This window comes from Tenacibaculum sp., assembly GCF_050290165.1.
Taxonomy (GTDB): domain Bacteria; phylum Bacteroidota; class Bacteroidia; order Flavobacteriales; family Flavobacteriaceae; genus Polaribacter.
On sequence record NZ_JBNKHD010000002.1, the window covers coordinates 168,627 to 180,358 of the forward strand.

Annotated in this window: 15 protein-coding genes; 2 read left to right on the forward strand and 13 right to left on the reverse strand. The window is 30.9% G+C overall.

What is annotated here, in order from left to right:
• Positions 1-3: 3 nt before the first annotated feature.
• The 4 genes from ACQY6M_RS02750 to ACQY6M_RS02765 all read right to left on the reverse strand — a co-directional run bounded on the left by ACQY6M_RS02750 (position 4) and on the right by ACQY6M_RS02765 (position 4,424).
• Positions 4-1,476, reverse strand: a complete 1,473-nt coding sequence (locus ACQY6M_RS02750) for a hypothetical protein (protein WP_428740284.1) — start codon at positions 1,474-1,476, stop codon at positions 4-6.
• 54 nt (positions 1,477-1,530) lie between these two features.
• The gene (locus tag ACQY6M_RS02755; RefSeq protein ID WP_428740285.1) at positions 1,531-2,160 is read right to left on the reverse strand and encodes an SPOR domain-containing protein; all 630 of its coding nucleotides are present in this window, start codon (positions 2,158-2,160) and stop codon (positions 1,531-1,533) included.
• A gap of 115 nt (positions 2,161-2,275) precedes the next feature.
• A complete protein-coding gene (gene fdhD / locus ACQY6M_RS02760) occupies positions 2,276-3,076 on the reverse strand; it encodes a formate dehydrogenase accessory sulfurtransferase FdhD (RefSeq protein ID WP_428740286.1) in 801 nt (266 codons plus the stop codon).
• A gap of 166 nt (positions 3,077-3,242) precedes the next feature.
• The gene (locus ACQY6M_RS02765) at positions 3,243-4,424 is read right to left on the reverse strand and encodes a class I SAM-dependent methyltransferase (protein ID WP_428740287.1); all 1,182 of its coding nucleotides are present in this window, start codon (positions 4,422-4,424) and stop codon (positions 3,243-3,245) included.
• 123 nt (positions 4,425-4,547) lie between these two features.
• Between ACQY6M_RS02765 and ACQY6M_RS02770 the strand changes: the two genes are divergently transcribed.
• Positions 4,548-5,414 carry an outer membrane beta-barrel protein gene (locus tag ACQY6M_RS02770; protein ID WP_428740288.1) on the forward strand — a complete coding sequence of 289 codons (867 nt, stop codon included), beginning with the start codon at positions 4,548-4,550 and terminating at the stop codon, positions 5,412-5,414.
• Positions 5,415-5,484: 70 nt separating this feature from the next.
• Here ACQY6M_RS02770 and ACQY6M_RS02775 read toward each other — a convergent pair whose 3' ends face one another.
• Genes ACQY6M_RS02775 through ACQY6M_RS02800 form a run of 6 tightly spaced genes read right to left on the reverse strand, consistent with a single transcriptional unit; the run spans position 5,485 to position 9,090 of the window.
• A complete protein-coding gene (locus tag ACQY6M_RS02775; RefSeq protein ID WP_428740289.1) occupies positions 5,485-6,402 on the reverse strand; it encodes an ATP-grasp domain-containing protein in 918 nt (305 codons plus the stop codon).
• A gap of 38 nt (positions 6,403-6,440) precedes the next feature.
• The gene (locus ACQY6M_RS02780) at positions 6,441-7,100 is read right to left on the reverse strand and encodes a pyridoxamine 5'-phosphate oxidase family protein (RefSeq protein ID WP_428740290.1); all 660 of its coding nucleotides are present in this window, start codon (positions 7,098-7,100) and stop codon (positions 6,441-6,443) included.
• A 3-nt stretch (positions 7,101-7,103) separates the two neighbouring features.
• The gene (locus ACQY6M_RS02785) at positions 7,104-7,634 is read right to left on the reverse strand and encodes a GNAT family N-acetyltransferase (protein WP_428740291.1); all 531 of its coding nucleotides are present in this window, start codon (positions 7,632-7,634) and stop codon (positions 7,104-7,106) included.
• A gap of 1 nt (position 7,635) precedes the next feature.
• On the reverse strand, positions 7,636-7,926 hold the full coding sequence (locus ACQY6M_RS02790) for a DUF1272 domain-containing protein (protein ID WP_428740292.1): 291 nt from the start codon (positions 7,924-7,926) through the stop codon (positions 7,636-7,638).
• Entirely contained in the window at positions 7,927-8,544 is a 618-nt protein-coding gene (locus ACQY6M_RS02795; protein WP_428740293.1) for an FMN-binding negative transcriptional regulator, read from the reverse strand.
• 27 nt (positions 8,545-8,571) lie between these two features.
• On the reverse strand, positions 8,572-9,090 hold the full coding sequence (locus ACQY6M_RS02800; protein ID WP_428740294.1) for a DinB family protein: 519 nt from the start codon (positions 9,088-9,090) through the stop codon (positions 8,572-8,574).
• Between the two features lie 82 nt (positions 9,091-9,172).
• Here ACQY6M_RS02800 and ACQY6M_RS02805 point away from each other — a divergent pair, with 82 nt between their 5' ends.
• Positions 9,173-10,660, forward strand: coding sequence for a PLP-dependent aminotransferase family protein (locus ACQY6M_RS02805; RefSeq protein ID WP_428740295.1), 1,488 nt, complete (start codon positions 9,173-9,175; stop codon positions 10,658-10,660).
• A 38-nt stretch (positions 10,661-10,698) separates the two neighbouring features.
• Here the strand turns inward: ACQY6M_RS02805 and ACQY6M_RS02810 are convergent, their stop codons facing one another.
• The 3 genes from ACQY6M_RS02810 to ACQY6M_RS02820 are packed head-to-tail and all read right to left on the reverse strand — an operon-like array spanning position 10,699 to position 11,714.
• Positions 10,699-10,974 carry a hypothetical protein gene (locus ACQY6M_RS02810; protein ID WP_428740296.1) on the reverse strand — a complete coding sequence of 92 codons (276 nt, stop codon included), beginning with the start codon at positions 10,972-10,974 and terminating at the stop codon, positions 10,699-10,701.
• On the reverse strand, positions 10,961-11,335 hold the full coding sequence (locus ACQY6M_RS02815) for a hypothetical protein (protein ID WP_428740297.1): 375 nt from the start codon (positions 11,333-11,335) through the stop codon (positions 10,961-10,963). The genes ACQY6M_RS02810 and ACQY6M_RS02815 overlap by 14 nt, the downstream gene beginning before the upstream one ends.
• 37 nt (positions 11,336-11,372) lie before the next feature.
• Positions 11,373-11,714, reverse strand: a complete 342-nt coding sequence (locus ACQY6M_RS02820; RefSeq protein WP_428740298.1) for a hypothetical protein — start codon at positions 11,712-11,714, stop codon at positions 11,373-11,375.
• Positions 11,715-11,732: the final 18 nt, after the last annotated feature.

Consider the following 11,732-nt stretch of genomic DNA (forward strand, 5'->3'; position numbering starts at 1 on the left):
GTTTTATTTAACACTTAAAAAAGAGAAACGGTAGGATAAACCTAAATTAAGATACGAATTACTTAAGCTTCCACCTCTCGCTTTTACATATCCTAAACCTCCTCTTATATACAGTTTATCAGTAATTTTATGTTTTATTCCTACACTTGGTTTTACAATCAAACCTTGACCAGTACTAATACCGCCACCACCTGCAGCACCTCCTAATACTTGAGCAAAAATAGAAGTAGTATTACCAAAAAACTCATTAGTTTGTACACCTAAACCTACAATTCCTTCTGCATAAGCACCAGCATCTCCAAAATCAGCAAAAGATGTTTGTCCCGCTGCGTATAAATATTTATTTAAGAAGAAGTTTAACTGTAAAGATATTTGATGCATGTTTTGATTAAATCCACCATCTCTAGCAGCATCTAGATATAGATCTTGCTTAATAATTGCTTCAAAGCCTTTAAACTTTCCTTCTGAAAATTCTCTCTCATTTGAAAGACTTCCATCTCTATCAACATAATATTTTAATCCTAATCCATAAGTAGAAGACACAAAATGAGATTCTGGACTCATCATAAATCCTTTGTTAATAGAAGCGTATATGTTGCTAAACAATTTTTGCTCTAGAGAAATATCTGGATAAATTAAAAAACCTCCTTTAGTATCGACACCGCCGCCACCGCCAGCACCAACACCTAATTTAGCTAAGATATTTGTGCGGTTTTTATTCATCGAAAGGTGATAACCCCCTCCTAAAAAAATATCCATGTAACCAGCTTTAATTCCGTGATAAGCACCATCAGCCCTTACAAAAAAGAAAAAATCATCTGTGATATATGAATTCAACTCAAAGCCTGCTAAACGTATTGTATTTCCTTCATAAGAACCTTTAGTTACACGTGCATTATTTAAGTGCATTAGTAAAGAAATTCGGTTACTTAGGTTATTCCATGATGTAGTTCTTAAATCTTCAATTGAAAAAGAGTTTTCTCTTTCTTTAAAGCTAGCCGTGTCAAACGATAATGGGATTTGTACAGCTACATTGAATTGGCTACTATTGATTGTTCCTCCATCAAAAAAATCAACATAACTATACCCAGCAGTAGCAGAGAAGTGTTTGAAATCATATCCTAAATTAAGGTGTGGTAAAATAAAAGCACCACCACCATCAGGAGCAGATGCTCCGCCACCTCCACCAAAATGAAGTCCAGCATCCACAAAAAGTTTATCGGTAATTTTTGGTTGTATTCCTGCATTTACTCCTAAAGTAAAAAAACCACCTCTAATACCTCCAACAGCACCATACAAACCAATCCCTGCATAACTCCAATCATTCAGTTTTAAATTGTAATGGAGTCCTGCATAATCCATATTCTGCTCTCCATCAGGCATTTTTATGGATAAAAAATCTATTTGCCCAAAACCTAATTGCGTGTTTCTTTCAGGAACAACATTGGTTTGCGCATAAAAAAAATGAACACTCATTAGTAAACATACTATGAGTGTTCGTTTATAAATAATGTTTAGCATTAAAAAATATTAATTAAGTATTTGTTGACGTTCACCATCAATATAAGAAGCTACAAAAGCATCACTAAACCCAATCTTTACTAATTCATTTTTTAAGTTTCTAGCTTCTTCTAAAGAAGTAAATAACCCTAATGAATATTTGAAATAACCATTTTCTGGAGTAACAGTAGATGGAATTACTTCTGATGATAATAAAGGATATTGTTTTTGAGAAAGCACACCTATTTGTACCGAATAAATTGTTTTCCCATTTATACTTTGCGCTACATCATCAACTAAAGCATCTGTATCAATATCTGAATCTGATGAATTGTCTGTAGAGTTATTTCGAGCAGCTCTTGCTTGAGCTCGACTAATACTGTCTAATACTCTAAAAGCTTCATCTTTTTTTACTTTTTCAATATCTACATTATTCAACAATGCTTCACCGCCGCCATTAGTATAAAAATAGTATGTAGCTCCAAGAGCTAGACCTAATAATAGTCCTAGTAAAATTGGTAAATTTCTTGAACTTCTTTTTAAAGAGCTCATTTCTTCTTGAATAGTATTCAATTCATTTTCAGCTTCTTCTCTTTTTAGTTTTGCATTGTCTAAGTCTTCTTGCATTAACTTAAACTTATCTTCTTCTATAAAAGGCATAATTGTATAATGATTTGTTTGCCACTAAAATACAAATCTTTTTTAATTAGCAATAAATCTAGTAGATTTCTAATGAAATATGATAATTCTATACTAAAAAACGTAATTGATACTCTTAATCGCAACTAAGATATTGTGGATTAGAATAAATGGTCATTTTTTGGTTTCTTGTAAATCCAATAAGGCATATACCAAATTCTTTAGCAAAATCTACCGCTAAAGATGAACAAGCAGAAACTGCAATAATAACTGGTATTTTAGCAAAAAATGCTTTGGAAACAATTTCATAAGATACCCTACCACTAACCAACATATAGGCAGCATTTTTTAGAGTTTCTCTAACTAATAAATCACCAATACACTTATCCACCGCATTATGACGACCGATATCCTCTTTTACAGTTAGTAGCTCTTGATTAGAATTAAAAATAGCACACGCATGACTTCCTCCTGTATCTTTAAATAAAATTTGTAAATTATTCATTTTTAAAAACATAGTAAAGACCATCTCAACAGATACTTTAAGCCTTGATTGTAATGGATTACCTTCAACTTTTAAGTCTTCTAGTTCTTTTTTTCCACAAATTCCACAGGAAGAAACAGACAAAAGTGTACGCTTATTCATATAACCTTTTCCTAATTTACTAGGAGGAATAACAACATTTATTATAGTTGAATTATCCTTTTCTTCTTTAATTATGGTCACCTCTAAATCGTTCTTTTTTTTACAAATATCTTCAGCATACAACAACCCTCTCACGAGTTCTTCATCATTTCCTGGTGTACGCATTACAACTGTATAGGATTCACCATTTATATTTATTTGTAAAGGAGCTTCAACAACAAGAGTGTCATCAATTTTCTCAAAAGAATTTTCCGATAATTTTATAGATTGATAAGTATGTGTTTGCTTCATTATATAAGCAAATTTAACTAAAAGTAAAATAAAAAGAAAAGCCCTAATTTAATAATCAGGACTTTTCGATATGTTTCATTACCCCTATAACAACAAAACATACCTTCCTAGGGACTCTTCCCTTCTTAAAAAAGAACGGTATATTTTATATAATCGTATGTAAAAACTAATGGTTTTTTTCACAATCAATAACTATCAACTCGCTATTTATGTTGGTAGTAAAGAAAAGATAGGTATCGCCACCATCTTTTAATTTTGTTTCTTTTCTAATTTGTGCTACTGTTTTAGGAAAGTTGCGTGTTGTAATGTTAGCTTTTGTAACTGTAATATGTTTTTTTAAACTCTTTTTATTGTAATGATATATCGCATTTATTTTAAAAACTCTACCTGGAAAATCTTTTACTAAAGTTTCTGAAGTATATAAATGTGAATGTTGATGTAACTTAGCTACATTTAACTGATTAGCTACTTCATTAAAGCCTCCGGATTTTAATATCGCTGCATTAGGCTCGTAGATATAATTTTGAGGTAATAGGTATTTAACTTCAGAGTTACTATTTAACAAAAAATAAAACTCTTGATTATTATTTTTCAATAAATTAACAGTTTTTACTTCAATTTCTCCTTTATATTCTTTTTTTAGTAAAAAAAGCAACTCTTTAACTTCATTTTTAACTGCTATCACATAAATTTCTTTCACAAAATTTAGTTCATTTATCGCTGCAGTAATATCAAAAATTGGTGAGTTTTTAATTAATATAGTATCCGATTTTGTAAATAAAAAATCTAAATTTTCAGGTACATTTGGCAAACAATCGCTCAGCAAAAACACTTTACCTTTAGCATCATTTCTTCGGGAAGGATCAACATAAATACAATCAAATGTTTTTGATGTTCTTTTTAGGTATTCTAAACCATCTTCAGCAACAGTATCAACATTACCAATATTTAATTGTTTATAATTATACGAAACAATCACTGACAACTCCTTATTTATCTCACAATGTGTAACCTTTTCAAAGTGCTTAGAAAAAGCTAAACAATCCACCCCAAATCCACCTGTAATATCGATAATAGAATCTCCCTTTATTAATATTGATTTATAGTTGGCTGTAATTTCTGAGGAAGTTTGTTCAATACTCAGTTTTGGGGGATAATAGATGTTTTTTGTTTGAAACCAAGTAGGTAACTTTTTCTCCGATTTATTTTTCGCTACAATTTGATTTGCCAGTTCTTGAACAGAAACCTCTTCAAAAGGACTCCCTTTAAAAATTAACTGCTCAACATTAACTTTTAAATGGTTTTCAATATAATTCTGAATATCAGTATGTAGTATAGCTTTGTTCACTAAAAGGGTTATTTTTCCTCGCAATAATACTGATATTTTAACAGTTATTACCGCACACAATCATAGATTTTTACTAGGTTTGTTATCTTTTAATCAATTTAAAGTTAACAAATAATTTATTTTATGAGAAAAAGTATTTTAATGCTTGCTATGATTTTAGCAACAATGAGTGCAAGTGCTCAATTTTATGTATCTGCTAGTGGAGGATATTCTATTTCTAGCGCAGGTGTAAGATTTGGAACAGAAACAACAGCTACTAAAGTAAAAAATACCTATGGAAGTTATGGTGAGGGTATGCATACTCAATTAAGAGGTGGTTATTTTTTCAACGACACTTTTGGTGTTGAAGCTTCTTTCGGTTACCTACACGGAACAGATCAAACTATTAGAAAAGTAACTTTACCTGGAAATGATGTAGATGTAATTGCTAGAGCTAGAGCTTTTGGAGCTTCTGCATCCTTAGTATATAAATTCACCAATAATATTTATGGTCGCTTTGGAGCGTTAGTTAAAGTTGGAGGAGAAACTGAAGCTAAAGGGTATATCAAACAAGATATTTCTGGACAACCAACTCCTAACGGTGGAAATTTCCCTGACGGAACATATAATGAAACTACTTTTACTCAAGATTACAAAGGTCGTTTTCCTTTAGGTTTCACAGGAGCAATTGGCTACAAACATGAACTTTCTAATAAAGTTTCTTTATTTGCTGAATTAGAATATATGGGAATTAGTGTTACTAGAGATAAAGCTATTTTCAAAGAATTTAACTCAGAAATTGTTACTCCTGATGGAAACAGAATGGTTGTTGCTACTATTGATAATTTACCTGCTGGCTACTCAAAAGAAATTTTATATGTCGATGAATTAACAACTGCTGAGTATCTTGAAGCACAAGGAAACCCTTATGCTCGCAAGCAATTATCTGAAAAAGTACCTTATTCTTCTTTTGGTATTAATTTCGGAATCTCTTATAGTTTTGGAAAGTAATCTTTCTTTATTATAAAAACAAAAAGAGCAGTAATGATACTGCTCTTTTTTATATGCTACTAATTAGTTATTAAACTACTTTTTCTTTTTGATTAATTAGCTGATTAATTCCATCTGCAAGTTCATTCGCTGCTTCTGGGTAATTTCTAAACCATAACTCTGGCTCAACTAACTCTAATTCAGCTATAGCTAGCTTATTATTGTTATCAGTAAAAATATCAACTCTTGCATAAATTGGTATTTCTATACAAGCTTTTACTGCATTCTCTGCAAATTCTATTTCCTGTTGAGTAGGAGTATAGTTATGAACCGTTCCACCAAAATCATCTTGCACCCTAAAATCTCCCTTTTTAGCCATTTTTAAAACAGCATGGGTGAATTTTCCATTCATCACCATCAATGAAATTTCTCCTTTCTCAACAATGTTATATTGAAAAGGCTGTAATATCATTGCCTCTTGAGCTATTAACTCAGAAAAAACACCTTCATACTCTTCAATACTTTCTGAATTGATTTTATAGGTATGTCTTCCTGCACCTGAAACACATGGCTTTAAAACAAACTCTTTTAAACCGTATATAATAGAAAGTTCTTTTAATGTTGACTGCGTTCCCTTTTCTACAAAATATGACTCACAAATATGAATACCTTTCTCCTGTAAATCCTGTAGGTAATGTTTATCAATATTCCATCGGATTATTTTTTCTGAATTAAGCAAAACAGTTTGTTTACTTACTTTATTTAGCCATATTGAGAATTCATCAAAACGATCAAAATAATCCCAAGTAGTTCTAAACAGTACAAATCTAGTTGTACTCCAATCAAAATCAGCATTATCCCAAGATAACCGTATTACGGCTAAACCTTTATTTTCTAATGCTACTTTTATATGATTATCTTCATTTAAAACATTTTGGATATAATTATTAACCTCTTTAGGGTTTACATATCTCTTTTCAGTAAGAATTACAACATCGTATTTTTTCATATCTGTAATGTACTTCTATTTTTAATTACACAAAACACTTATTTATGCATATTATAATACTCAATTACGTGATTTGGTACTTGAATATCTTTTTTTAGTTTTTCATCAGAAATAGGAGGGAGCACTACTTGTTTTAAAGGCACTAATCCAGCCCAAATAGGTAAACTTTCATCTTCTGGTTCATCATTTACACCAACATCTCTAATTTTAGCAGATGCTGTTTTAATTGTCATTTCTATAACCAAAGTTCTATCTAGTTCGTGCTGATGCATTGGACGTATTTCATTCCACCTTTCTGGAATCATATGATCCATAAAACATGCTAATGCTTCTTCTTTTTCTTTATCATTTTCAAGTACTTTAACAGTACCGAACAATGTTGCAGAACGATAATTAACTGAATGATGCAACCCTGAACGCGCCAACACCAATGCATCTAAGTGCATTACCGTCATGCTCATTTCTCCTGCTTCTATAAGGGAGAGTAGCATTCTATTTGCTTGTGAACTGTGTAAATATATTTTATCTTCTTTTCTTCCGTAAGCCATTGGTAAAGAAATCGCATTTCCTTCATAAACATAACTTACGAAACCTATAAAACCAGCATCTAAAATAGCGTTAATCTGAGCTACATTATAATTAGCTCGATTTTGCCCTCTTTTAACTCTATTCAACTTTGACTTCGGATACTCTTGCATTGCTTAAACTGTTTTTTTTTTAAAATCCATAGAAAAAACAATATTCTCATATCCCTTTCCATTTACCAAGAAATTATACGTTCCCATTCTCTGAAATTGTTGTTTTTGGTAAAACTGAATAGCTTTCTCATTTTTGATATAAGTAGTTAACCAAAGCTCATCAAAATTTTGCTGAATAGCCTTTTGAATACAAGCCTCAAGCAATTTACTTCCTATTTGCCTTCCTATAAACTCATTAAGTATATATATTCTTTCTAGTCTACATACATTTTTAGAGGTTACACAATCAATTGTAGCATGCAAGATAAGTTTTGCATAACCTACAGGAAAACCATTCACATACGCTATAAAGTATATATTGTTTTTATCTAATAAATTTTCTTTAGTTTTCTGTATTGAAAAAGCTTCATCATTATACTTTACTAAGTCTGAAAAATCATCGATAAAATGACCATGAGACTCAGAATATGTAACTCTACCTAATAAAGCTATGACTTCAATATCTTTTTCTGATGCTGTTCTAATTTCAATCATTTTATCGCTCTTCTGGATTTATATTTTTATACTTATTGGAGTTTAACCTAGCTTTTTCTAAATCCTTCTTATCAAAAACTCTTTTAATAGATGCAGGATATTTTTCAATAAACTTTTGAGGTCTAATAGGTCTGGAAACAAAATTTCCCGAACAGGTAGGACACACATTTTCAAAAATTTCCAAAGCACATTCTTTACAATAAGTGCACTCAAAACTGCAAATCATCGCCTCAGTAGAAGTATTAGGTAAATCTTTACCACAATGTTCACAATTAGGCCTAATTTCTAACATTTATACGTAATAGTTTTTTGATTTAATATATTGGGCTAAATCTTTTTCAGTTCCCACTTCACTATTCTCTAAATGCTCAGTTATTCTTTCTATCTCTTTTTCTGTTCTATTTTGACTCAATTTTTGTTGCCCTTGTAATTCAGTTACTTCAAGTTCAAAAGCAACGATTCCTCTTAGCATTCCATTTTTATAGCCCTCTGGCAAACCACTCCATTGCTTTTGATAATCTTTTTCATAGAAGTCTATCATTTCTTCAATAGCGCTTAGTTTTTTCTCATTGTCATGAATAATTTTAGCCTCACCATATGCATGCACGGAAATATAATCCCAAGTAGGTACATTTTTATTTTTTTCATAGTGAGCAGGAGAAATGTAGGCGTGTGGTTCTGTAAAAATAACTAAAGAAGTATTATTCTCTATAAACTTAACTTGTTCATTCGCGACACCAAAATGACCAGACAATACCAATTTACCTGAATCTTCTTTCACAACAAATGGTAACTGAGTTGCTATTGGAACACTCCCTTTATTTGTGATGATTGTTGCAAAACTATACTTTTTCATAAAAGCAATTTTCTCCTTATCATCCTCGAACTTAAACATAGAAGGTATATGCATCCTTATTATTTTTTATATCAAAAACAATTATAAATAACGCTCTTTAACTATATCAATGTGCCAAATATCATGCCCTAACACTATAAATGCTGCTGCTCTTGCTGACATTGCTCCACCATTTGAATTCCCTATAAACTGTAAGTCTTCATCTGATAAACTTTGTAATAAACTAATTGAGTTATTTCTATTTATCTCAAATTCCTTAATTAGTTGATCCAACGATTTGTAATCCGCTCTTGATGGAGTTATGTATGTATCTTGATCAAAACCTGAAAGTGGAGTAGCATCTTTACGAGCAATTCTAAAGCATCTGTACATAAAAACACGCTCTGTATCTATCAGATGTTGGAAAACTTCTTTAATGCTCCATTTTTCTGGTAGGTATCGATATGTTAGTTTTTCTTCTGGAATAGAAGTAAAAAAATCAATTACGTCTTTTTTACCTTTTTCATAACCTTTAATCAGCGAAAGCGTATCGGGTAATTTGTTCAAATATCCGCTATAATACTCATTAAATTCAACCTGTTTTAAATCTTGTTTTATCATTTTTCGTATAATTTTATTACTCAAAAATAGTACTTTTATGGTCTATAATAATCGTCCAGAATTAAAATAATAAATAGTCCAGATGTTCCCATACAAAACAACCTTAAAAATTGACAAAAACTCAAAAGAACCTATATATCTGCAACTTGCAAATCAATTTATAGTATTAATGAGCGAAGGAAAACTAATACCTGGAACTAAATTAACAAGCTCAAGAGCACTGGCTGACTTACTTCAAATTCATCGAAAAACGGTTGTGGCTTGTTACGAAGAATTGCTGTTACAAGGCTGGCTGGAAAGTATTCCTAAGAAAGGTACTTTCGTAAATACCAACCTACCTATAATTCAGCAATTGGATTTTACTTCTAAAATTGACAATCCTCAAAAACAAAAAGCAGGTTTTATATTTTATAAAAATGACCGCTTTCCTATAAAAGACACTAATAGAAAGGAAGATGTTATTTACCTTAATGACGGAACGTCTGACACTAGACTTACTCCAACTAATGAAATTGCAAGAATTTACCGTAGAATCGCTTCTAAGAAAATGGTCTATAAACATTTGGATTATACTTCTACCTATGGAAACACACAACTAAGAGAAACTCTAGCTGAATATTTAAACGCTTCAAGAGGTTTAAAAATAACAAAAGATAATATTCTAGTTACCCGAGGAAGTCAAATGGGTATGTGGCTATCTTCTCAACTACTTATACAACCCGATGATATTATTGTTGTAGGTGATACTAATTACTCATCTGCTGATATTACTTTTATACATCAAAATGCGCAGATTAAAAGAATTACTGTTGACAACAATGGTTTAGTTGTTAACGAAATTGAGGAATTATGCAAAAAGCAGCGTATAAAAGCCGTTTACACAACCTCACATCATCATCATCCTTCAACAGTAACACTATCTGCAGAGAGAAGAATTCATTTATTAAATCTAGCACAGAAATATAATTTTGCAATTATTGAAGATGATTATGATTACGATTTTAATTACAATCATGCCCCTATATTACCTTTAGCAAGCCACGATTCTAATGGGAATGTGATTTACATTGGCTCTATTTGTAAAACAGTAGCTCCTGTTTTTAGAATTGGTTATTTGATTGCTTCCGAAGATTTTGTTACGGAAGCTTCCAAGTTAAGAGGTTTTGTTGATAGGCAAGGAGATGCTTTGTTAGAACTAACATTCTCAGAGTTTATTAAATCTGGAGATTTGGATAGACATATTCGTAAAATTATAAAAGTATACCAACAGCGTCGTGATTTATTTTGCAAGCTATTAAACGAAGAATTAAAAGATTATTTTGAGTTTGAGATTCCAAAAGGAGGGATGGCGGTATGGTTACAATTAAATAAAAAGTATTCTTGGAAAGATGTCGCTATTGAAGCTAAAAAACACCAATTAGAAATAGGAGATTGGAAACGTTATGATTTAGCAAACTTAAATCATAATGCTATGCGAGTAGGTTTTGCTAGTTATGATGAAACAGAAATTATCGCTTTAATACAGAAATTAAAAACTACACTAAACATTATTAAAAAAGCTCATAATTAAACAATTATGAGCTTTTCTAATCTTAAAAAGATAAAAGACTATTCTTGATCTTGATTATTTTTTGAGTTGCCAAACTTCATTTTTTTAAAGTTTACCAAATCAAAAACACTATCAAATTTAGGTTCAAAAAAGAAATCGTAAATAACCATTTTTAAATCTTGTCCATTAGAACTATCAGCTATTTGTTCGTCGTCAATAACAGATTCATTTGTTAGAACTTTAAGCTTATACTCATCTTGAAAGCTTTCTAACAGTTGCAAAACCTCATTATCGAGTCCAATTTCTTTTAAGTCTAAAGCCTTATAGTACTTCATTCAATTCTTTTTTATACTTATTTAACATAGTTCTGGTTAATGCTAAATTTGCTTTGTTACCATCTACTGCTAAGTAAATAAAATACTCACCACTTGGTGACAAATCAATAACATGAATGTGATTTTTAAGTTTAAAATGGATATCGCTAATATCTTCATCCAAACCTAAAACTTGAATTGCTTTACGTTTAGCATTTATAATTTCAACATTATAAGCACATGCTAAAGCTGGGTCAAAGCTCGTGTCTACAGAGTCTGAAGCTAAAGATTCTCCTGAAGCAATTTCTGCAACACTAATTGCAATATACCCCGGTATATTTTCCTTCACATTTTGAACTAGAGAGGTTAAGATTTTTTCCATAAGATTTAAGTGTTAGTGGTTAATAATTAAGTTTAAGTTAAGTTTTAATAGTATTTGCTTGCTTTTTTACCATAAGGTTTATAAGCCCGATATTAGTTTCTTTATCAGTTACAAAACACAATATGTATTCATTGTACTTAAAAAATAATAACGTTTCGTTTTCCGCTTTCAATTTAATCTCATTAAGCTCTGTTTGGAAAAACATATCTAGGAAATTACTACCCACATTAAACACTACCGCTCCAAATGCAGCAATTTTATCTTTAATTTCAGACAATGGGCTTTCTTCATGACCGAAGAAGTCAACTGTCTTTCCTTTATCATCAATAAGATAAATAGCTTTAGTCTTTGTTTCTGTTAGTAATTTTTCTAATTCCAATTTTCAAGTTCTTTTTGC

Excerpts from the sequence above, each read along its gene's own strand:
- ACQY6M_RS02750 (WP_428740284.1), bottom strand. The coding sequence starts at position 1,476 with ATGAGTGTTCATTTTTTTTATGCGCAAACCAATGTTGTTCCTGAAAGA.
- ACQY6M_RS02755 (WP_428740285.1), bottom strand. The coding sequence starts at position 2,160 with ATGCCTTTTATAGAAGAAGATAAGTTTAAGTTAATGCAAGAAGACTTA.
- fdhD (WP_428740286.1), bottom strand. The coding sequence starts at position 3,076 with ATGAAGCAAACACATACTTATCAATCTATAAAATTATCGGAAAATTCT.
- ACQY6M_RS02770 (WP_428740288.1), top strand. The coding sequence starts at position 4,548 with ATGAGAAAAAGTATTTTAATGCTTGCTATGATTTTAGCAACAATGAGT.
- ACQY6M_RS02775 (WP_428740289.1), bottom strand. The coding sequence starts at position 6,402 with ATGAAAAAATACGATGTTGTAATTCTTACTGAAAAGAGATATGTAAAC.
- ACQY6M_RS02780 (WP_428740290.1), bottom strand. The coding sequence starts at position 7,100 with ATGCAAGAGTATCCGAAGTCAAAGTTGAATAGAGTTAAAAGAGGGCAA.
- ACQY6M_RS02785 (WP_428740291.1), bottom strand. The coding sequence starts at position 7,634 with ATGATTGAAATTAGAACAGCATCAGAAAAAGATATTGAAGTCATAGCT.
- ACQY6M_RS02790 (WP_428740292.1), bottom strand. The coding sequence starts at position 7,926 with ATGTTAGAAATTAGGCCTAATTGTGAACATTGTGGTAAAGATTTACCT.
- ACQY6M_RS02795 (WP_428740293.1), bottom strand. The coding sequence starts at position 8,544 with ATGCATATACCTTCTATGTTTAAGTTCGAGGATGATAAGGAGAAAATT.
- ACQY6M_RS02800 (WP_428740294.1), bottom strand. The coding sequence starts at position 9,090 with ATGATAAAACAAGATTTAAAACAGGTTGAATTTAATGAGTATTATAGC.
- ACQY6M_RS02805 (WP_428740295.1), top strand. The coding sequence starts at position 9,173 with ATGTTCCCATACAAAACAACCTTAAAAATTGACAAAAACTCAAAAGAA.
- ACQY6M_RS02810 (WP_428740296.1), bottom strand. The coding sequence starts at position 10,974 with ATGAAGTACTATAAGGCTTTAGACTTAAAAGAAATTGGACTCGATAAT.
- ACQY6M_RS02815 (WP_428740297.1), bottom strand. The coding sequence starts at position 11,335 with ATGGAAAAAATCTTAACCTCTCTAGTTCAAAATGTGAAGGAAAATATA.